Consider the following 20,982-nt stretch of genomic DNA (forward strand, 5'->3'; position numbering starts at 1 on the left):
CCCCACTCGTCGCCCCGAAGACCCGAAGAGGTTCCTGCCATGGAGAAGTTCACGACCCACACCGGCGTCGGCGTCCCGCTGCGCCGCAGCAACGTCGACACCGACCAGATCATCCCCGCCGTCTACCTCAAGCGCGTGACGCGCACCGGGTTCGAGGACGCGCTGTTCGCCGCCTGGCGCGGCGACCCCACGTTCGTCCTCAACCAGGACGCCTACCGTGCGGGCTCCGTGCTCGTCGCCGGGCCCGACTTCGGCACCGGCTCGTCGCGCGAGCACGCCGTCTGGGCGCTCAAGGACTACGGCTTCCGCGTCGTCCTCGCGTCGCGCTTCGCCGACATCTTCCGCGGCAACTCCGGCAAGCAGGGCCTCGTCGCAGGCATCGTCGCGCAGGAGGACGTCGAGCTGCTCTGGAAGATCCTCGAGACCAACCCGGGCACCGAGGTGACGGTCGACCTCGTCGCCCGCACCGCGTCGGCGCTCGACGTCACCGTGCCGTTCCAGATCGACGACTACACGCGCTGGCGCCTCATGGAGGGCCTCGACGACATCGGCCTCACGCTCCAGCACGAGGACGAGATCTCCGCGTTCGAGGCGACGCGCGCGTCGTGGCGCCCGAAGACGCTGCCCGCGAAGACGCTGCCCAAGGTCGAGATCGAGGCGGCGCGGCCGGTCTGATTCTTCGGGTTCATGGTCGGAGGGCGGGCGCTGGGGTGGTGACGACGGGTCTACCCTCCGCAGGGCTCGTCCCTCGCCCTGCTCCCGCCAGGCCCGCCACGACCCGTCGTCACCACCCCAGAGCCCGCCCGTGATCGTGTTGCCGACACACGTCGCGCGGCCGAGCCCGTGCGTCGCCTCGCCCCGTCCCTGCTCAGGGACGGGGCGGGCCTGCGTGGATCGCGGCGAGCAGCGACTCCGGGGTCGCGGTCTCGGGGTTCCAGCGGGACTCGACCCACCAGGTCGCTCCGGCGTCGGCGAGGCCGGCGAGCTGGTCGGCCGCCGCGGAGCGGTCCGCCGGGAGCTCGCCCTGGACGACGACGTCGAACGGCCGGTCCGCGTCGAGGCCCAGCTCGGCGCGGCGCGTGGTGAGCCACGCGACGAGGGCGGAGACGTCGTCGGGCGTGGGCACGTCGAAGCCGCGGTCGCCGCGGAGCTGGAGCACGATCCCGTCGGCGCGCAGGGTGCGGTCGAGCGAGCGCGCCGGCGGGCGCTCGGCGTCCCACACGCCGACCGGCCACACCGGCACGTGGTGGCCGACGACGGCACGCTCGACCGGGCGCGGCAGGAACTGCATCTCCCCGGTCCGCACGTGGGTCCCCTCGAACGTGAACCGCTCGCCGGTCCACGCGCGGTCGAGGTAGGCGAGCGCGTCGTCGAGCAGCTCGGCGCGCTCGCGCAGCGACTGCGGTTGACCCGGCACGGCGGAGAAGCCGCCGTCGTCGAGCACGCCGACGCCGACCGGCAGCACGAGGCGGCCGCCCGACAGGTGGTCGACGGTCAGCGCCTGGCGCACGACCTCCCACGGCTTGCGGCGGGGGAGTGCGAAGACCATCGCGCCCAGCGTGATCCGCTCGGTCCGGACCGCCGCCGCCGCGATCACCGCCCACGGGTCGAACGTGTCGACCGGCATGGACAGCAGGCTCAGCCCGTCCCACGAGAAGAACCCGTCCCAGCCGGCGTCCTCCGCCCCGACCGCCATCTCCAGCACCTGGGCGGCGGAGCCGAAGCTCCCGACCACCCCGACCTTGATCCCCGACCGTGTCTCCGTCGTCGCTGCGCTCATCCACCCGACGCTACGCGGCCCCACCCACACCGCTGAGTGCGGGAAAGAGTCGCGCGCGAGGTGCCGGGACGCGACTGTTTCCCGCACTCAGCGTCGTGCGCTCAGCGGTCAGGGGAGCGGGACGACGTCGACGCGCACGATGCGCCGCCGCGCGACGTCGGTCACCGTGAGCCGGTAGCCGTCCGCGTCGACGTGGTCGCCCACGACGGCGAGGCGGCCGAGCTGCGCCAGGACGAAGCCGGCGACGGTCTCGTACGGGCCGTCGGGGAGCTCGACGCCCGTGCGGCGTGCGAACTCCTCGATCGTCTGTCCGGCGTCCACGCTCGTCGTCGCGCCGTGCTCGCGCGCGGGCGACGGCTCGTCGGCGTCGTACTCGTCGCGGATGTCGCCCACGAGCTCCTCGACGAGGTCCTCGAGCGTGACGATCCCGTCGGTGCCGCCGTACTCGTCGACGACGACGGCGATGTGCACGCCCTCCCGCCGCATCTGCGACATCGCGGGCAGCACGGTGTTCGTCGCGGGCAGCGCGAGGATGGGCCGCACGACGTCGCGCACGGTGAGGGCGCGCCCCGTCGTCGGGTCCGTCGGCGGGTGGTCGGGGCAGTCCCGGCCGAGGAGGTCGCGCACGTGGAGGAAGCCGACGACGTCGTCGAAGTCGTCGCCCGTCACCGGGTAGCGCGAGTACGGGCCCGCCGCGACCGTCTCGGCGGCGTCCGAGAGAGGGGTGTCGGCCGCGAGGAACGCGACCTCGCCGCGCGGCGTCATCGCCTCGGCGAGCGAGCGGTCGCCCGCCGCGAACACGTCGTCAAGGATGCGGCGCTCGTCCTCGGGCAGCGACTCGTGCGCGAGCACGATCTCGCGCAGCTCCTCCTCGCTCATCTCCTCGCTGCGCGCCGAGGGGTCGCCGCCGAGCAGCCGCACGACGCCGTCGGTCGAGCGCGACAGCAGCCAGATGACGGGCCGCATGAGGGTCGCGAACCGGTCCAGGGGAGGGGCGACGACGAGCGCGACGCCCGCCGAGCGCTGGAGCGCGATGCGCTTGGGGACGAGCTCGCCGAGCACCAGGGAGAGGTAGGCGATGACGAGCGTGAGCCCCACGAGCGCGACGGTGTCCGCGAGCCCGCTCGACAGCCCCAGGTCCTTGAGCGCGGGCGCGAGGTCCGGCGCGAGCGTCGACGCGCCGTACGCGGCCGAGAAGAAGCCCGCCACGGTCACGCCGATCTGCACCGCCGCGAGGAAGCGGTTGGGGTCGCGCGCGACCGCCGCGACCCGCGCGCCGCGCGCCGACTGCTTCTCGATGCGGGCGACCTGGCTCTCGCGCAGCGAGACGAGCGCGATCTCGGTCCCGGCGAACACGCCGCCGACGAGGATGAAGAGCAGGACGAGGCCGATGTTGGTCCAGGTGCCGGAGTCCATGCCTCATCCAACCAGGCCGCTCGGCCCGGCGTGGCCTCAGCCGGCGGTCGGGGCCGGACCGTCCGGCGTCGTCGGCTCGGTCGCGGCGGGCTCGCCGTGCTTGCGGCGCGGGATCAGGTGCGCCACGAGGACCACGACGCCGCCGACCAGGATCCCGACGACGGCGGAGCACGCCGTGTTCACGAGCCAGCCGAGGAACCCGCCCACGCCCGCGACGCCGGTCACCGCGTGCTCGAGGTGGTGCACGACGTCGTACGGGCCGTGCCAGCCGAGGTCGTACGTGCCCTGCAGCAGGATGTGGCCGCCCACCCAGAGCATCGCGACGATCCCGACGATCGAGATGACGGACATGACCTTCGGCATCGCGCTCACGAGCCCGCGCCCGAACGACTGGACCCAGGGCGTGTCGCGCTTCGCGAGGTGCAGGCCGATGTCGTCCATCTTCACGATGAGCGCCACGACCCCGTAGACGAGGACCGTGATGAGGATCGCGACGATCACGAGGATGATCAGACGCGACCAGAAGTTCTCCGAGGCGACCTCGTTGAGCGCGATGACCATGATTTCCGCGCTGAGGATGAAGTCGGTGCGGACCGCGCTCGACACCACCGAGTCCTCGTCGACCGCCTTCTTCTCGGTCTTCGTCTCGACCTCGGCGTGGTGCCGCCCCGAGACGAGCTCCCACACCTTCTCGGCGCCCTCGAACGCGAGGTACGTGCCGCCGAGCATGAGCAGCGGTGTGAGCAGGTCGGGAAGGAACTGGCTCAGGAGCAGGATCGCCGGGAGGATGAACAGCAGCTTGTTGCGCAGCGACCCGGTCGCGATCCGCTTGACGACGGGCAGCTCGCGCTTGGCGGCCAGGCCCTCGACGTAGCGGGGCGTGACGGCGGTGTCGTCGATGACGACGCCCGTCGCCTTCGCGCTCGCGCGCCCGGCGGCGGCACCGACGTCGTCGATCGAGGCGGCCGCGAGCTTGGCGAACGCCGCGATGTCGTCCAGGAGGGCAGCGAGTCCGAAGGCCATGGGTGGGTGCTCCGTGCGCCGGCCCGTGTCGCCGCGCACGGGCCCGCTGGTCGAGTGGACGCGGCCGCAGCATCGTAGCGACTCCGCCCCCACCACGCGTCGCAGGACCGCACCCGCCGGCACCGGGGCGCCGAGCACGGGACCGGCGACCGGATCGAGGCGATTCCGGTCGCCCACCCCGTGCTCGGCGGCGGCTCACGTGACTGCCGGGTCGTCCGTGGAGGGGCGGGTCACCACGTTCACCAGGTGCGGCGGGCGGACGACGACGCGCACGACGTGCCGCCCGGCCGTCGCCCGGGCGGCACCCGCGGTCGCGAGCGCGAGGTCGTGCAGCGTCCGCTCGTCGACGTCCGCGGCCACCCGCACCCGGTCGCGCACCTTCCCGTCGACCTGGACGGCCGCCACGACCTCGTCGACGACGAGCAGCGCCGGGTCGACGGTCGGCCAGTCGGCCTCGGTCACCGACGGCTCGCGCCCGAGGCGGTGCCACGCCTCCTCCGCCGTGTGCGGCGCGACCAGGCTCAGCAGCACGACGGCGGCCTCGACGGCCTCGCGCACGGCGGCGGCGTGCGCGCCGGCCTTTTCGTCGGACGCCGGCCCGGTGTCGGTGGCGCGCCGCGCGGCGCTCGCGAGCTCCATGACGCGCGCGACGACGACGTTGAACCGGCTCCGGTCGAGCAGGTCCTCCGCCTCGTGCACGGTCCGGTGCGTGGCCCGGCGCAGCGCGTGAGCCCGCGACCCGGGCACGACGGCGCCCAGCACCTCGGGGCCGGTCGCCCGCGGCCCGGCGGCCGGTCCGACGGCGTCCGCGAGCCGCAGCACGCGCGCGCAGAACCGCCGCATCGCGCTCGCGTCGACGTCGGCCCAGTCGACGTCGTCCTCCGGCGGCCCCGCGAACACCAGGGCGAGGCGGACCGCGTCGGCACCGTGCCGGTCGAGCTGCTCGCCGAGGTCGACGCCGTTCCCGAGCGACTTGCTCATGGCCCGCCCGCCGTTGCGCACCTGACCCTGGTTGAGCAGGGTCGCGAAGGGCTCGACGACGTCCACCCAGCCCTCGTCGTGCAGGAACTTCGTGACGAACCGGCTGTACAGCAGGTGCAGGATCGCGTGCTCGACGCCGCCCACGTACTGCGCCGCGGGCATCCACCGACGCGCGTCCTCGGGGCGGAACGGGACGTCGTCGGGCGGGCTGTCGTCGCCCGGCGAGCAGTACCGCAGGAAGTACCACGACGAGTCGACGAACGTGTCGAGCGTGTCCGGGTCGCGCTCGGCGTCGGCGCCGCACCGGGGGCACGGCACGCGCCGCCACGCCTCGGCGGCGGGGGCGGCCAGCGGCGAGCGGCCCCGAGGGAGGAGGTCGTCGCCGGCCAGGTCGGGGAGCCGGACGGGCAGGTCGTCGTCCGGGACGGGCACGACGCCGCACCCCGGGCAGTGCACGACCGGGACGGGTGCGCCCCAGTAGCGCTGCCGCGAGACCAGCCAGTCGCGCAGCCGGTACGACGTCGCACGCTCGCCCGTGCCGTCGTCCTCCAGGCGGGCGATCGCCTCCTCCACGCCCGGCCACGTCTCGCCCGACCCCGTCGGCAGGCCGTGGGCAGCGGCGAAGCGCGCGTCGCGGTCGTCGTGCGCGGGCACGCCCATGACCGCTCCCGTCCCGTAGTGGGGCAGCACATGGTCGGCGGCCCAGACCGGCAGCCGCTCGTCGCTGCCGGGGCGGCGGACCCAGGCGCCCAGGAACGTCCCGGCGCTCGGGCGCTGCGCGCTCGTCCGCTCGATCTCCCCGGACGCCAGCGCGGTCTCCCGGTGCCGGGCGAGCGCCTCCGCGCGCTCCGGTGCGCACAGTGCCGCAGCGAGCGGCCCGTCCGGCGCGACCGCGACGAACGTCGCGCCGGGCAGGGTGTCGGGACGCGTCGTGAAGACCTCGACGTGCTCGGGCCGCGAGGCGGCCCCGGGCGCGGCGCTCGCGGGGGCGCGGGGGGCGTCGTCGGGCACGACGGGGAAGCGCACGCGCGCCCCGGCGCTGCGCCCGATCCAGTTCCGCTGCATCGTCAGCACGCGTGCGGGCCACGCGTCCTCGAGCGCCTCCATGTCGTCGAGCAGGCGGTCGGCGTACGCGGTGACGCGCACGAACCACTGCGTGAGTTCGCGGTGCACGACGGCGGCCCCGCACCGCTCGCACCGACCGCCCACGACCTGCTCGTTCGCGAGCACGGTCCGGTCGACCGGGCACCAGTTCACCGACGCCGTCGCGCGGTAGGCGAGGCCGCGCTCCAGCAGCCGCAGGAACAGCCACTGCGTCCATCGGTAGTACTCCGGTCGGTGGGTCTCCAGGCGGCGCGACCAGTCGAACGACACCCCGTACCGGCGCGCGGTGGCGGCCTGCGTCGCGATGTTCGTCTCGGTGAAGACGGCGGGGTTCTCGCCGCGGCGGATCGCCGCGTTCTCGGCGGGCAGCCCGAACGAGTCCCAGCCGATCGGGTTGAGGACGTCGTACCCGCGCAGGCGCCAGTACCGCGCGACGACGTCCTCCAGCGCGAACACCTCGGCATGACCCATGTGCAGGTCGCCCGAAGGGTAGGGAAACATCGTCAGCAGGTACCTGCGGGGGCGCGAGCCGTCGTCGCGCGCGCGGAACGTGCCGTGCTCGGCCCAGTACTGCTGCCAGCGGTCCTCGATCTCTCGCGACGACGCGCCGAGCATGCGGCTGTCGCCCGAGCTCGGCTCGACATGGTCGACACCCGCATGGTCGGCGGGGACGATCGGGACAGTGGGGACAGAAGGGTGGGGTGGGGGTGCGGCGTGCATCGGGAGGGCTCCTCGAGAGGTGGGCTCGTCGTCGGGCACTCGCCGTGCGGCCCCTCGGGGACGCGCAGGCACCGCCGCGCTGAGCGTGCCCGCCCGGCGGGCTCAGCGCGGCCGACGAAGGAGGAGCCGCAGGTGTCGCATCCCGGCCATCGTCGCCCGGGCGCCGACGCGCGGTCAACACCGGGACGGCCCAGGACCGGGGCGGGGCCGGGTGTGGCGGACGTCGCGCACGCGGGCGCGCCACGGCCGATGCTGCGCCAGTAGGCTTGAGGCCATGGCATCCCACTACGACGTCGTCGTCCTCGGTGCAGGTCCCGGTGGTTACGTGGCCGCGATCCGTGCAGCCCAGCTGGGTCTGTCGGTCGCGGTCGTGGAGGAGAAGTACTGGGGTGGGGTGTGCCTCAACGTGGGCTGCATCCCGTCCAAGGCGCTCCTGCGCAACGCCGAGCTCGCGCACATCTTCCAGCACGACGCGAAGACCTTCGGCATCTCCGGAGAGGTCAGCTTCGACTTCGGCGCGGCGTTCGACCGCTCGCGCACCGTCGCGGAGGGGCGCGTCAAGGGCGTGCACTTCCTCATGAAGAAGAACAAGATCACCGAGTACGACGGCCGCGGCACGTTCCGCGACGCGCACACGCTCGACGTGAAGCTCGCCGACGGCTCGACCGACCAGGTGACGTTCGACAACGTCATCATCGCGACCGGCTCGAAGGTGCGCCTGCTCCCGGGCGTCGAGCTGTCCGAGAACGTCGTCACGTACGAGAAGCAGATCCTCACGCGCGACCTGCCCCGCTCCATCGCCATCGTCGGCGCGGGCGCGATCGGCATGGAGTTCGCCTACGTCCTCAAGAACTACGGCGTGGACGTGACGATCATCGAGTTCCTCGACCGCGCGCTGCCCAACGAGGACGCCGACGTGTCGAAGGAGATCGCCAAGCAGTACAAGAAGCTCGGTGTCAACCTGCTCACCTCGACCGCCGTCCAGACGGTTAAGGACAACGGCGCCGACGGCGTCACCGTCAGCTACAAGGGCGTCAAGGACGACAAGCCGGGCGAGCTCGTCGTCGACAAGGTCCTCATGGCCGTCGGCTTCGCGCCCAACGTCGAGGGCTTCGGCCTGGAGAACACCGGCGTCCAGCTCACCGAGCGCGGCGCCATCGCGATCGACGACGTCATGCGCACCAACGTCGAGCACATCTACGCGATCGGCGACGTCACCGCGAAGCTCATGCTCGCGCACGTCGCGGAGGCGCAGGGTGTCGTCGCGGCGGAGACCATCGGCGGCGCCGAGACGCTCACGCTCGGCGACTACCGCATGATGCCGCGCGCGACGTTCTGCCAGCCGCAGGTCGCGAGCTTCGGCCTCACCGAGCAGCAGGCGCGCGACGAGGGCTACCAGGTCAAGGTCGCGACCTTCCCGTTCATGGCGAACGGCAAGGCGCACGGCCTCGGCGACCCGGTCGGCTTCGTCAAGCTCATCTCCGACGAGACCTACGGCGAGCTCCTCGGCGGCCACCTCATCGGCCCCGACGTCTCCGAGATGCTGCCCGAGCTCACGCTCGCGCAGAAGTGGGACCTCACGGTCAACGAGGTGGCGCGCAACGTGCACACCCACCCGACGCTGTCCGAGGCCGTCCAGGAGTCGATCCACGGCCTCGCGGGGCACATGATCAACTTCTGACCCGTCAGACGCGGTCGCCCGCGCGGGCGACCACCCGAGCCGAGGCCCGGACCTGCTTGTCTCAGGTCCGGGCCTCGTGCTGTCCGGCGGGCGTGCGTGCGCCTGGGGACGAACGTGCCCCCGCGCGCCCTCGCCGGGGAGGCGGACGGTCCGCCGGGCGACCCGCCGGTGCCGCTAGGCGAGCGTCCGCGTCACGTGCTCGAGCCAGCGGGCGACGGTGACCAGCTCGTCGGGGGTGAAGCCCTCGGTGAGGCGGTCGTTCAGCTCGGCGAGCGCGGCGCGCACCTCGTCGAGCGCCGCGGTGCCGGTGGGCGTGAGGTCCAGGCGGACGGTGCGGCGGTCGTCGGGGTCGGGGCGACGGCGCACGAGGTCCGCGCGCTCCATGCGGGCGAGCAGGCCGCTGGTGCCGGCGGGGGAGGCCTGCAACGCGGCCGTCACCTCGCCGATCGTCGCGCCGGGGTGGGTGGCGAGGTGCAGCAGCACGCCGGCGGCGGCGGCCCCGAGCCCCGGGCCGCCGTCCCCGGACGTGCGCGCGCTGCCGCGGCGCGCGATCCAGCGCCGCATCTGGCGCTCCGCCGCGGTGGTGAGGAACACCAGCCGCGGCGGGCGGCCCGTCATCGTCGCGGCTTCCTGGCGGGGAAGTGGACGTTCCCGTCCTGCTGCGACGGGGCGGCCGCGGCGCGGGCGTCGAGCCAGGCGAGGAGGTCGGGCCAGAGCGTGTCGCGCAGGCCGCGGCGGAAGAAGCCCAGGTGGCCGATCGCCTCCACGCCGCCGTCGGCGGGGCTCCAGGTGCGGCGCTCGACGTGGGCGGCCGTGAGGCGGTCGGTGATCGCGTCGATCTGCGCGGGGGTGGCCCACGGGTCGTCGGTGAACCCGACGGCGAGGACGTCGCCCGTGACGCGTGCCGCGTCCGCGGCGGCGCGCATGGTCGGGTCGTCGAAGAAGTAGCCCGGCATGGTCGACCAGCGACTCCACTCGAGCATCGCGGCGGCGGGCATGTCCTCCCCGAGGCTCAGACGACGGCCGGGGATGTGGCCGAGCACCCGGGCCGTCGCGGGGCCGAGCGCCCGCAGGATCAGTCGGACGCGCGCTCGCTCGGCGCGGTCGGGGATCGCGGACGTCGCGGCGACGTGGGACGCGACCGTGACGAACCCGGCCAGGCCCCGTGAGCCCTTGCCGAGCGCGAGCGCGTGCCCGCCGATGCTGTGCCCGACGGCGAGCTGGGGCACGTCGCCGAACCGCGGGCGGGCCCACGCGGCGACCGCGGGGACGTCGTCGGCCATCCAGTCGCGCATGCGCAGGCCGCGGTGGTCGCGGGGGCTGCCGGACCGGCCCGTGCCGCGGTAGTCGTAGGTGACGGCGACATACCCATGAGTGGCGAGGAACTCCGCGAACCCCGTGTACAGGCGCTCGGGGACCGCCGTCGCGGGGTGGATCACCACGACACCGCGGGGCGACTCCTTGGCGGGCCCGCGCACCGTGCCGACGACCCAGCCGCCCGCCGGGATCTGGATCCGCAGCTCGTCGGAGCCCACCGTCGCCGGGCTTTCGTTTCGCATGCGAAGTACCTTAGCGGGCTCCGTGGGTGAGGTAGTGCGTGCCCTGACGCTGGGTCTGGTGGCGGCGGACTAGGGTGCGCGTCGTCGGCGCACGGGGCGGGCGCGCTGCGAGCGCGCGCGGACGCCCCCATGCTGGACGTTCCGCCGAACGACGACAGGGGAGTTGCTCATGTCCGACCAGACCACGCCGCAGGACCCCACGACGCAGCAGCCGCAGCCGGAGCAGCCCGCGGACCAGCTCCAGCCGCCGGGACGCACGGGCGACATGTCGCAGGAGCCGGACCACGGGGAGACCACCTACCGGGGGTCCGGCCGGCTCGACGGGAAGCGGGCGCTGATCACCGGCGGCGACTCGGGCATCGGCCGGGCGGTCGCGATCGCGTTCGCGCGCGAGGGCGCGGACGTCGCGATCTCGTACCTCCCGGAAGAGGAGGAGGACGCCCGCACGACGGCCCGGTGGATCGAGGACGCGGGCCGCACGGCCGTGCTGCTGCCGGGCGACATCCGCGACGAGGCGTTCTGCCGGCAGCTCGTCGCGGACGCCGTCGCGGGCCTCGGCGGGCTCGACGTGCTGGTGAACAACGCCGCGTACCAGATGGCGCAGGACGAGGGCCTGCGGGGGATCACGACCGAGCAGCTCGACCGGGTCCTCAAGACGAACGTCTACGCGCTGTTCTGGATCACGCAGGCGGCGCTCGACCACCTGCCCAGCGGCGGCGCGATCATCAACACGACCTCCGTCCAGGCGTTCGACCCGAGCCCTCCGCTGCTCGACTACGCCAGCACCAAGGCGGCGATCCTCAACTTCACCAAGGGGCTGGCGCAGCAGCTCGCGCCCGAGGGCATCCGCGTCAACGCCGTGGCGCCCGGGCCGATCTGGACGCCGCTCATCCCGGCCACGATGCCGGAGGAGAAGGTCGAGCAGTTCGGTGCCGACACGCCGCTCGGCCGCGCCGGGCAGCCGGCCGAGCTCGCGCCGGCGTACGTGTTCTTCGCCTCGCAGGAGTCGAGCTACATCACCGGTGACCGCATCGGCGTGACCGGCGGTCGGCTGCTCTGACGGGTCCTCCCGTCCCCGGCGCGACCAGGCGGCGGCCACCCCACCCGGGTGCGCCGCCGTCGTCGTGCGCGGGAGAAGATGGTCCCGGGGGACACCGACCGAGAAGGAGACCCATGCCCGCGCCCACGACGCCCACCCGCGAGTTCGTCACCGGCCTGCCGAAGGCCGAGCTGCACCTGCACCTGGAGGGCACGCTCGAGCCCGACCTCAAGCTGCGCCTCGCGCAGCGCAACGGCATCGACATCGGCCAGTCGACGGTCGAGGAGGTGCGCGCGACGTACGCGTTCGACTCCCTGACGAGCTTCCTCGCCGTGTACTACCCGGCGATGGAGGTGCTGCAGACCGCGGACGACTTCTACGAGCTCGCCGACACCTACCTCGCCCGCGCGGCGGCGGACGGCGTGAAGCACGCCGAGATGTTCTTCGACCCGCAGGCGCACACGTCGCGTGGCGTGCCGTTCGAGGCGGTCGTGACGGGGTACCACCGCGCCGCGGCCGAGGCGCCGAGCAAGCATGGCATCGACGCGCACCTCATCCTGTGCTTCCTGCGCGACCACTCCGCGCAGAGCGCGGCCGAGACGCTCGAGGCGTCGGTGCCGTTCCGCGACAAGATCCTGGGCGTCGGGCTCGACTCCGACGAGCGCGACAACCCGCCGCAGAAGTTCGCGGACGTGTTCGCGCGCGCCCGCGAGCTCGGGTACCGGCTGACGATGCACTGCGACATCGACCAGGTCGGCAGCATCGACAACATCCGGACCGTGCTCGACGAGATCGGCGTGGACCGGGTGGACCACGGCACGAACGTCGTGGAGGACCCGGCGCTCGTCGACGTCGTGCGTGAGCGCGGGCTGGGCCTCACGACGTGCCCGATCTCGAACTCGTTCGTCACCGACGACATGAAGGCGACCGAGATCGCCGGCCTGCTGCGCTCGGGCGTGCGCGTCACCGTGAACTCCGACGACCCGGCGTACTTCGGCGGCTACGTCGCGGAGAACTACGTCGCGCTCGCGGAGGCGGCGGGCCTCACGACGCAGGAGGTCGTGCAGCTCGCGAGGAACTCGTTCGAGGCGTCGTGGCTCGGCGACTCGCAGCGTGCGGCCTACCTCGCCGAGATCGACCGGTACGTCGCGGCGTTCGACGCGAACGCCGTCTGACCCGGCCCCCCACCCCGCCGAGGTAGAGCCTTGGTCCGCCGAGGTAGAGGCGTGGTCACGACCACGCCTCTACCTCGCGGGACCGGGGCTCTACCTCGCGCGATCGAGGCTCTGTCTCGCGGTTCTGGGCGCTCGTCCCGCGCGGACGTACCGGGGAGTAACGTGTCGGGGACGGCCGCCGCCGTCCGTTCGGCGGCGAGCACCCCCGCAGGGGGTGAATAATCTCCGGGTGCCGCACGTTGGCACGCAAGGGACCCGCGCGCGCGGAACGGCCGTCCGCGGCCCCGCACGCGGGCCCCTGCCCGCAGGGGCACCACGACCACCGGCTTGGCGAGAGGGCGACCAGAGCTCATGAAGGATGTGCTGTACGTCGACGGCGGGACCCCGCTGGACGGGACGATCACCGTGCGCGGCGCGAAGAACTTCGTGTCGAAGGCGATGGTGGCGTCGTTGCTGGGGGAGTCGCCGAGCGTGCTGCGCAACGTGCCGCAGATCCGCGACGTCGGCGTCGTGACGGGGCTGCTGGAGCTGCACGGCGTCACCGTGAAGTCCGACCCGGACGCGGGGATCCTCGACCTGGACCCGTCGAACGTCGAGTCGGCGCACGTCGCGGACATCGACGCGCACGCGGGCTCGAGCCGCATCCCCATCCTGTTCTGCGGCCCGCTGCTGCACCGTCTCGGTGAGGCGTTCATCCCGGACCTGGGCGGCTGCCGGATCGGCGACCGGCCGATCAACTACCACCTGGACATCCTGCGCCAGTTCGGCGCGGTGGTGGACAAGCGGGAGAACGGCATCCACATCCGTGCCCCGCGTCGCCTCCAGGGCACGAAGATCGCGCTGCCGTACCCGTCGGTGGGCGCGACCGAGCAGCTCCTGCTGACGGCCGTGCGCGCCGAGGGCATCACGGAGCTCGCGAACGCCGCGATCGAGCCCGAGATCATGGACCTCATCGCGGTGCTCCAGAAGATGGGCGCGATCATCTCGGTCGACACCGACCGCGTGATCCGCATCGAGGGCGTCGACCGCCTCGACGGCTACACGCACACCGCGCTCGGCGACCGCATCGAGGCGGCCTCGTGGGCGTCGGCCGCGCTGGCGACTGGCGGCGACATCACGGTCAAGGGCGCGACGCAGCCCGAGATGATGATGTTCCTCAACACGTTCCGGAAGGTCGGCGGCCGGTTCGACGTCCAGGACGACGGCATCCGGTTCTGGCACCCGGGCGGCGACCTGTCGCCGATCGTGCTCGAGACGGACGTGCACCCGGGCTTCATGACGGACTGGCAGCAGCCGCTCGTCGTGGCCCTCACCCAGGCCAAGGGCCTGTCGATCGTGCACGAGACGGTCTACGAGAACCGCTTCGGCTTCACGGACGCGCTGCGCGGCATGGGCGCGACCATCCAGGTCTACAAGGAGTGCCTGGGCGGGCGCGACTGCCGGTTCGGGCAGCGCAACTTCCACCACTCCGCGGTCATCTCGGGCCCGACGCCGCTCGCCGCTGCCGACATCGAGGTGCCCGACCTGCGCGGCGGCTTCTCCCACCTCATCGCCGCGCTCGCCGCGAAGGGCACGTCGACCGTGCGCGGCATCAGCCTCATCGACCGCGGCTACGAGAACTTCCAGGACAAGCTGGTCGCGCTCGGCGCGGACGTCCGCCGGGACTGAGCCGTCCACGGGTGCCCGGGGCACCCACCTCATGACGACTGTCACGGCCTCGCACGCGGTCCGCGTGCGAGGCTGTTCGTCGTGATCACCCGACCGCGCACGTTCCTCGACGTGTGGAGCCGGCGGACCGGCCCCGAACGGTTCGACTCCTACACCCGATGGTCGCTCTACTTCCTCTCGGGGACCGAGCCCCTCATCGCGCTCGCCCTCATCGGGAGCGACCCGACGTTCGACCCGTCGGTGACGCGGTTCTGGCTGGCGCTCGTCCTCGTGCACACGGTCGTCTGCATCCTCGCGCTGCGCGCCGGGATCGGGCACTTCCTCGGCGGACGCCGCGTCCACCCGGTGCTGCTCGTCCTCCTCGGGGTCCTCTCGCTCGCGGTCGCCGCGCTCGCCGTCGGCACCTTCCCCGTGGATGGGGTCGACGACGTCGCCGCGAGCAGTCGCTACTACGGGCTGCTCCTGGGCCTCGGCTACGGGGTGCTGGCGCTCGTCCCCCTGCTCACGTTCCGGCGGGTCGCCCTCGTCGCGCTGGTCCTCGCCGTCGTCACCGGGTGCTCCGTGTGGATGGGCACCGGGCCCGTGACGGCGCGGACGGCGGGCATCGCGGTGGGCCTCGGCCTCTCGGCCCTGGTCATGCTGCTCGGCGTCTTCGGCTCGTACCGCGCCTCGGTCTGGATGCTCGGCGTCGTGTGGGAGCAGGAGCGCACGCGCGTGCTCCACGCCCGCCTCGCCGTCGCCGAGGAGCGGCTGCGGTTCTCGCGCGACCTGCACGACGTCTTCGGGCGCACCCTGTCCGTGGTCGCCGTGAAGAGCGAGCTCGCGGCGGAGCTCGCGGCCCGCGGCCGCCCCGGCGCCGAGGAGCAGATGCTCGAGGTCCGCCGCATCGCGCAGGACGCGCTGCGCGAGGTGCGCGCCGTCGTCGCGGGCTACCGCACGGCCGACCTCGGCGCCGAGCTGGCCGGGGCGCGGTCCGTCCTGCGGTCCGCCGGGATCGAGACGACCGTGCACGGCGACGAGACCCCCGTGGGCGAGGACGCGCAGGAGGCGCTCGCGTGGGCGGTCCGGGAGGCCGTGACGAACGTCGTGCGGCACTCGACCGCGCGCACGTGCACCATCACGGTCCACCGCGACGGGGCGTCGAGCGTCGTGGAGGTCGTCAACGACGGCGTCCCGACGGCGCCGCGCACCGGCGGCGGGTCGGGCCTCGTCGGGCTCCGCGAACGCCTGGAGGGCGCCGGCGGTCGCCTCGAGACGTGGGTCGACGACGGCCGCTTCGGGCTCGTGGCCCGCGTGCCCGACGCCGCCCGTCCCCACCGCGCGTCCCCGTCCCCGCTCCCCGAGAGGACCACCCCGGCGTGATCCGCATCCTGCTCGCCGACGACGAGAACCTCATCCGCGACGCCGTCGCGTCGCTCCTCGCGCTCGAGGACGACCTCGAGGTCGTGGCGCAGGCGGCGTCCGGCCCCGAGGCCGTCGCGGCCGCGCTCAAGCTCCGGCCCGACGTCGCCGTGCTCGACCTCCAGATGCCGGGCCTCGACGGCGTCGAGGTCGCGCAGCGGCTCGCCGGCGAGCTGCCGTCGTGCGGCGTCGTCATCGTCACGAGCCACGGTCGCCCGGGCTACCTCAAGCGCGCGCTCGAGGCGGGCGCGCGGGGCTTCCTGCCGAAGACCGTCTCGGCGCGCGTCCTCGCGGACGTCGTGCGCCAGGTGCGCGACGGCGGCCGGTACGTGGACCCGGAGCTCGCCGCGGAGGCGATCGCCGCGGGCGCGAGCCCGCTCACGCCGCGCGAGGCCGACGTGCTCGAGCTCGCGGCCGACGGCGCCCCCGTCGAGGAGATCGCGACGCGCGCCCACCTCGCGCCCGGCACGGTGCGCAACTACCTCTCGTCCGCGGCGGCCAAGCTGGGCGCCGCGAACCGGCACGAGGCCGCGCACGCCGCGCGACGGCACGGCTGGATCTGAGGGCGGGCTCCGCCCGGTAGGCTCGGTGACCGTGCCGAGCCAGCCCCAGACCCCGCGCGCGTACAAGACCTTGGCGTTCCTGCTGCGCCCGATCCTGTTCGCGATCACCCGACGCGACTGGCGGGGTGCCGAGAACCTGCCCGACGGCGGGTTCATCGCCGCCGCCAACCACGTCACCGAGGTCGACCCGGTGACGCTCGCGCACTTCCTCTACGACCAGGGCCGCGCCCCCAAGATCACGGCGAAGGCCTCGCTCTGGAAGGTGCCCGTGCTCGGCGGCCTCCTCACCCGCACCGGGATGATCCCCGTGCACCGCGGCACGGCCGGTGCCGCGCAGTCGCTCGTCGACTCCACCGCGCGGCTGGACGAGGGCGAGTGCGTCGTGTTCTTCCCCGAGGGCACGCTCACGCGCGACCCGGACGGCTGGCCCATGGTGGGCAAGACGGGCGTCGCGCGCCTCGCGCTCACGAGCCGGGCGCCCGTCGTCCCCATCGCCCAGTGGGGCGCGCACCGGCTCCTCGCGCCGTACGGCAAGGTGTTCAAGCCGATCCCGCCCAAGCAGGTCGCGGTCCACGCCGGGCCGCCCGTCGACCTCTCCGACCTCTACGACCGCCCGCAGGACACCGCGACGCTGCGCGAGGCGACCGAGCGCATCATGGCCGCGATCACGAGCCAGCTCGAGGAGATCCGCGGCGAGCAGGCGCCCGCCGAACGGTTCGACCTGCGCCGTCGGCCCGGGACGGAGGACCGCGCGTGAGCGCCGAGCGCATCGTCGCCGCCGTCCTCGGGTCCGGCAGCTGGGGCACCACGTTCGCCGCCGTCCTGGCCGACGCCGGGTGCGAGGTACGTCTCTGGGGCCGTGACGCCGAGGTCGCCGAGCAGGTGAACACCTCGCGCCGCAACGAGAAGCGGCTGCCGGGCATCGACCTCCCCGAGGGGATCCGCGCCACGACCGACGCGGCCGAGGCGCTCGCGGGCGCCGGGCTCGTCGTCGTCGCGGTGCCCTCCCAGGTCGCGCGCGAGACGCTCACCGAGCTCCGCCCGCACGTGGCGCCCGACGCGGTCGCGGTGTCCCTCATGAAGGGCGTCGAGCTGAGCACCGACCGGCGCATGAGCGAGGTCGTCGCGGAGTCTCTCGGTCTGGCTCCCGAGCGCGTCGCCGTGGTCTCGGGGCCGAACCTCGCGCGGGAGATCGCGCACCGGCAGCCGACCGCGACCGTCGTGTCGTGCGCCGACGACGACGTGGCCCGCTACGTGGCGCGCGCGTGCTCGTCGTCGTACTTCCGCCCGTACACCAACCGGGACGTGGTCGGCGTCGAGCTGTGCGGCGCAGTGAAGAACGTCATCGCGCTCGCCGTGGGGATCGCCCAGGGCCGCGGGTTCGGCTACAACACGACCGCCACCGTCATCACGCGCGGCCTGGTCGAGATCACGCGCCTCGGGCTCGCGCTCGGGGCGGACGCCGAGACGTTCCCCGGGCTCGCGGGCATGGGCGACCTCGTCGCGACGTGCTCGTCGCCGCTCTCGCGCAACCACACGCTCGGCAAGCACATCGGCCAGGGCCTGACCCTCGACGACGCGATCGCCGCGACCGGCGGCACGGCGGAGGGCGTGAAGTCGTGCCGCTCGGTGCTCGAGCTCGCGCGCAAAGTCGGTGTCGACATGCCCATCACGGCCGGGGTCGTCGCGGTGCTCCACGAGGGCATGCCCGTCGACGAGATGGCGCGCGGCCTGCTGTCGCGGCCGCAGAAGGCCGAGGGCGTCTCGGCGGAGCGCTGAGGCCCTCGGCCTGACGAGTGGGGCCGTCAGCCGTCGTCGCGGACGTCGACGACGACGCGGGTCGGGTCCTCGAGCGAGAACACCCGGAACGGGCGCCGCTCGTCGTCGACCCCGACGAACGCCTGCGTGTACCCCTCGAACACGCCGCGCAGCAGCACCTCCTCGACCTCGCCGTCGTCCCCGGCCCGGACGGGGTTGGGGCCCGCGTACTCCTCGACCCCGGTGTCCATGGGGTACCCCGAGCCGGAGATCATGACCTGCAGGTAGGCGTCGCCGTCGACCGCGACGACGTCACCCTTGCCGTCGTCCGTCGGCTGGTCCACGTACTCGACCCGCCACCCGGGCGTCCCCGTGCCGCCGAGCTCGAGGACGACCCGGTCGAACCCGTCGTGGTGCCCGACCCGGACGTCCGTCACCGTGAGCGCGGCGTCCGCGGACGGGTCCTGCGTGTCCGGATCGGTGTTCGCGGGGAACGGCAGCGGTGCCTCCGTCGCGTCGTCCGACGGCGTGGACGCGCCGTCGGTCGGCTCGGCGCCGGGCTCCGGGGTGGTGCTCGGGGAGCCGGTCGGGCTGGGCGACGCGCTCGTCGCGGTGCTCGACGGGGAGGGCGAGTCGTCCGACCCGCCCGGGCTGCACGCCGCAAGCGCGAGGACGAGGACCGCGCCGGCGGCGGCGGCCGGTCCTCCGGGCACCGCGCGCCCCGTCGGTCGTGCCTGCCGCGTCCGCACCGCTCGTCGTGTCGTCATGCCGTCGATCCTAGAAAGCCCAGGTCACGCGCGCGCGGCGGGCGGGCCACGGTCCGGCGACGGTCGTGTCACAGCCCGGTCTCGGGGACCGCGCACCCTGTCCTGACGAGGTGGCTGCCGCTACCCTCGGGGGATGCTGCAGGGGATCGGTGGTGCGTTCTTCGCGGTCGCGCTCACGGGACTGGTCGTCGTGGGGATCGTCCGCTTCACGTCCGGGGCGGAGGCGCGTGCCCGGCGCTCCGAGGGCGCGGGCGAGAGCGCGTCGTCCGGCATGTTCGGCGAGATCGTCGAGATCTTCCAGCCCAGCCGGACGCACCTCACCGAGGAGAAGGAACGTCAGCGGCTCGACATCGTGCAGCGGCCGGCGGAGGGCCGGCCGTTCGACGTCGACCTGGACGGCGGGGTCTTCTACGTCCCTCGGGAGCAGTCCCGCGGCGGCTCCCCGGCACCTGAGCCCGACGCGGGCTAGGGTGCGGTGACCGACAGGTGGTGGTGCGCGGGCCGTGGCGGCCTGCGCGGAGAGGATCCAGGGCGTGCGTGACGAGCATCCGTTCGGTATCCGCCTGCACCCGGTGGCAGCGAGGACCGACCTCGACCCCGGGGCCCGCGAGATCGGCGTCGTCCACGACGGAGAGCTTCTGGTCATGGAGCACGAGGACGGGTCGACATGGGTGCGGGACGTCGCGACGGGCGACTCGTCCCCTCTCAACCGCGACCGCGCGGCGACCGAGGGGTTCCTGGAGGCGTTCGCGGAGTACCTGAGCTCCGGACGGCCCGCCCCCGGGCCGACGACGATGACGGCCGAGCAGGCCGCGGAGCGTCTCCGCGCCTTCCGGGCGGGGGAGGTTCGTCCGCCCTCCAGTCCGTCCGGGCGCAGGGCTCCCTCGCACCGCGCACGGCTGCGCACGCTCCGCACGAGGCTGCGCGCCATCGACAGCGCCGCGACCGGGCCGGGCTCCTGGTGGAGCGGTCCCCTCGAAGAGGCGGAGAACGACCTGCTCTGAGGGGTCGCAGCGTGGCGGCGCGGAGCCGGATCGACGCACCCGCCGCCGCGGCGCCGCGCGGCCGGGGCCGTGGCGCGCGTCAGTCGACCGCGCTGCGCAGTGCGCGGTCCAGGTCGCGCCAGAGGTCCTCGACGTCCTCGACGCCCACCGAGAGCCGCAGCAGGTCTTCCGGGACCGTGCGCGACTCGGTCGCGAACCGGCGTCGGCGCTCGAGGCTCGACTCGACGCCGCCCAGGCTCGTCGCGGGTACCCACAGCCGGACCGCCGCGACGACGGCGTCCGCGCCCGGCGCGCCACCCCGCGGGCGCACGCCGAGGATCGAGCCGTACCCGGTCATGAGGCGCGTCGCGCGCTCGTGACCCGGGTCGTCGGGCAGGCTCGGGTGCCGCACCTCGACGACGTCGGGGTGCTCGGCGAGCCGGCGCGCGAGCTCCGCCGCGTTCTGCTGGGACCGCTCGACGCGCAGGGCGAGCGTGCGCAGGCCGCGCAGCGCGAGCCATACCTCGAACGGCCCGGGGATCGAGCCGTGGAGCGTGCGGTAGGCACGCAGCGCGGCCGTGAGCTCCGGCGTGCGCGCGACGGCCGCCCCCAGCACGACGTCGGAGTGCCCGGCGAGGTACTTCGTCACCGAGTGCACGACGACGTCCGCGCCGTGCGCGAGGGGCTGCTGGCCGAGCGGCGTCGCGAACGTGTTGTCCACCGCGGACAGGACCCCGCGCTCGCGCGCCGCCGCGAGCAGGGCGGGCAGGTCGGCGACCTCGAGCATGGGGTTCGTCGGGGACTCGACGAGGAGGAGCGACGCGCCGTCGAGGGCCGCGACGACCTGGTCGGTGTCGGCGACGTCGACGCGAACGACCTCGACGCCGGCCCGTGCCGCGAGGTCGTCCGCGAAGCCGAGCGACACCTGATAGGCGTGGCGGGGCAGCACGACCTTCCCGCCCGCGGGCACGGCCGAGAACACCGCGGCGATCGCCGCCATCCCGGAGCCGAACACCACGCCGGGGTGCTCCGCGCCCTCGAGCGCGGCGAGCGCCTCCTCGAACGGGTGCCACGTCTCGGTGTCCATCCGCGTGTACAGGAGCTCGCCCGGCTGCTGGACGCCCTGCGACACGTACGTCGAGGACAGCACGATCGGGGGGTTCACGGGCGCGCCCTGCGACCGCTCGGGGCGTCCCGCGGCGACGGCGACGGTCGCGGGGGACAGGGCGTCGGAGGCGTGCGGGTCGGTCATGGCGGCAGCGTACGCCCGGCCGCCCGACGAGTGCCCCGGGCGACCACCCCCTGACCGGGCGACCAGGCGATCACGGTCGGCCGAGCAGGTCGTGCTGGTGCGTCGTGCGGCC

19 protein-coding genes are annotated in these 20,982 nt (G+C 73.9%); 11 read left to right on the forward strand and 8 right to left on the reverse strand.

All coding sequences use genetic code 11. The features are described 5' to 3' along the window. Positions 1–39 precede the first annotated feature (39 nt). Positions 40–675 carry a 3-isopropylmalate dehydratase small subunit gene (gene leuD / locus ACPCUX_RS08705; RefSeq protein WP_076405679.1) on the forward strand — a complete coding sequence of 212 codons (636 nt, stop codon included), beginning with the start codon at positions 40–42 and terminating at the stop codon, positions 673–675. A gap of 193 nt (positions 676–868) precedes the next feature. On the opposite strand, the gene ACPCUX_RS08710 is transcribed toward leuD, so the two are convergent. The 4 genes from ACPCUX_RS08710 to ACPCUX_RS08725 form a co-directional block, all read right to left on the reverse strand. Beyond that, positions 869–1,780, reverse strand: a complete 912-nt coding sequence (locus ACPCUX_RS08710; protein ID WP_244550477.1) for an LLM class flavin-dependent oxidoreductase — start codon at positions 1,778–1,780, stop codon at positions 869–871. A 108-nt stretch (positions 1,781–1,888) separates the two neighbouring features. Then, positions 1,889–3,196 (reverse strand): hemolysin family protein, encoded by a 1,308-nt coding sequence (locus ACPCUX_RS08715; protein ID WP_255179215.1) that lies wholly within the window; start codon positions 3,194–3,196, stop codon positions 1,889–1,891. 36 nt (positions 3,197–3,232) lie between these two features. Next, on the reverse strand, positions 3,233–4,219 hold the full coding sequence (locus tag ACPCUX_RS08720; RefSeq protein ID WP_114552894.1) for a DUF808 domain-containing protein: 987 nt from the start codon (positions 4,217–4,219) through the stop codon (positions 3,233–3,235). Positions 4,220–4,414: 195 nt separating this feature from the next. Next, complete coding sequence (locus ACPCUX_RS08725) at positions 4,415–6,919, reverse strand: leucine--tRNA ligase (protein WP_423388564.1); 2,505 nt, start codon at positions 6,917–6,919, stop codon at positions 4,415–4,417. A gap of 379 nt (positions 6,920–7,298) precedes the next feature. Here ACPCUX_RS08725 and lpdA point away from each other — a divergent pair, with 379 nt between their 5' ends. Further along, complete coding sequence (lpdA, locus tag ACPCUX_RS08730) at positions 7,299–8,705, forward strand: dihydrolipoyl dehydrogenase (protein WP_034654525.1); 1,407 nt, start codon at positions 7,299–7,301, stop codon at positions 8,703–8,705. A 174-nt stretch (positions 8,706–8,879) separates the two neighbouring features. Here the strand turns inward: lpdA and ACPCUX_RS08735 are convergent, their stop codons facing one another. Both ACPCUX_RS08735 and ACPCUX_RS08740 read right to left on the reverse strand, forming a co-directional pair. Continuing rightward, positions 8,880–9,323, reverse strand: a complete 444-nt coding sequence (locus tag ACPCUX_RS08735; protein WP_423388565.1) for a MarR family winged helix-turn-helix transcriptional regulator — start codon at positions 9,321–9,323, stop codon at positions 8,880–8,882. Then, positions 9,320–10,264 (reverse strand): serine aminopeptidase domain-containing protein, encoded by a 945-nt coding sequence (locus ACPCUX_RS08740; protein WP_171468131.1) that lies wholly within the window; start codon positions 10,262–10,264, stop codon positions 9,320–9,322. Before ACPCUX_RS08740 ends, ACPCUX_RS08735 begins: the two co-directional genes overlap by 4 nt. Before the next feature lie 169 nt (positions 10,265–10,433). Here ACPCUX_RS08740 and ACPCUX_RS08745 point away from each other — a divergent pair, with 169 nt between their 5' ends. From ACPCUX_RS08745 to ACPCUX_RS08775, 7 genes are all read left to right on the forward strand, one after another. Further along, positions 10,434–11,324: an SDR family oxidoreductase gene (locus ACPCUX_RS08745; RefSeq protein WP_061266821.1), complete on the forward strand. Its 891-nt coding sequence runs from the start codon at positions 10,434–10,436 to the stop codon at positions 11,322–11,324. Positions 11,325–11,437: 113 nt separating this feature from the next. Then, positions 11,438–12,478 (forward strand): adenosine deaminase, encoded by a 1,041-nt coding sequence (locus tag ACPCUX_RS08750; protein WP_171468129.1) that lies wholly within the window; start codon positions 11,438–11,440, stop codon positions 12,476–12,478. 351 nt (positions 12,479–12,829) lie between these two features. Beyond that, positions 12,830–14,146, forward strand: coding sequence for a UDP-N-acetylglucosamine 1-carboxyvinyltransferase (gene murA / locus ACPCUX_RS08755; protein WP_061266819.1), 1,317 nt, complete (start codon positions 12,830–12,832; stop codon positions 14,144–14,146). Positions 14,147–14,227: 81 nt separating this feature from the next. Continuing rightward, entirely contained in the window at positions 14,228–15,508 is a 1,281-nt protein-coding gene (locus ACPCUX_RS08760; protein WP_363370912.1) for a sensor histidine kinase, read from the forward strand. After that, positions 15,505–16,110, forward strand: a complete 606-nt coding sequence (locus tag ACPCUX_RS08765; RefSeq protein ID WP_061266816.1) for a response regulator transcription factor — start codon at positions 15,505–15,507, stop codon at positions 16,108–16,110. Before ACPCUX_RS08760 ends, ACPCUX_RS08765 begins: the two co-directional genes overlap by 4 nt. Positions 16,111–16,141: 31 nt before the next feature. Next, complete coding sequence (locus ACPCUX_RS08770) at positions 16,142–16,867, forward strand: lysophospholipid acyltransferase family protein (RefSeq protein ID WP_034654564.1); 726 nt, start codon at positions 16,142–16,144, stop codon at positions 16,865–16,867. After that, positions 16,864–17,889, forward strand: coding sequence for an NAD(P)H-dependent glycerol-3-phosphate dehydrogenase (locus ACPCUX_RS08775; protein WP_423388566.1), 1,026 nt, complete (start codon positions 16,864–16,866; stop codon positions 17,887–17,889). Before ACPCUX_RS08770 ends, ACPCUX_RS08775 begins: the two co-directional genes overlap by 4 nt. A 26-nt stretch (positions 17,890–17,915) precedes the next feature. Here ACPCUX_RS08775 and ACPCUX_RS08780 read toward each other — a convergent pair whose 3' ends face one another. Further along, positions 17,916–18,635, reverse strand: coding sequence for an AMIN-like domain-containing (lipo)protein (locus ACPCUX_RS08780; RefSeq protein ID WP_423388567.1), 720 nt, complete (start codon positions 18,633–18,635; stop codon positions 17,916–17,918). Between the two features lie 133 nt (positions 18,636–18,768). Between ACPCUX_RS08780 and ACPCUX_RS08785 the strand changes: the two genes are divergently transcribed. Next, entirely contained in the window at positions 18,769–19,104 is a 336-nt protein-coding gene (locus tag ACPCUX_RS08785) for a DUF6191 domain-containing protein (protein ID WP_423388568.1), read from the forward strand. Between the two features lie 64 nt (positions 19,105–19,168). After that, a complete protein-coding gene (locus ACPCUX_RS08790; RefSeq protein WP_423388569.1) occupies positions 19,169–19,639 on the forward strand; it encodes a hypothetical protein in 471 nt (156 codons plus the stop codon). 79 nt (positions 19,640–19,718) lie between these two features. On the opposite strand, the gene ACPCUX_RS08795 is transcribed toward ACPCUX_RS08790, so the two are convergent. Further along, a complete protein-coding gene (locus ACPCUX_RS08795) occupies positions 19,719–20,870 on the reverse strand; it encodes a trans-sulfuration enzyme family protein (RefSeq protein ID WP_423388570.1) in 1,152 nt (383 codons plus the stop codon). Between the last annotated feature and the right edge of the window lie 112 nt (positions 20,871–20,982).

The sequence above is a fragment of the Cellulosimicrobium sp. AB352 genome (assembly GCF_049538415.1).
Taxonomy (GTDB): domain Bacteria; phylum Actinomycetota; class Actinomycetes; order Actinomycetales; family Cellulomonadaceae; genus Cellulosimicrobium; species Cellulosimicrobium funkei.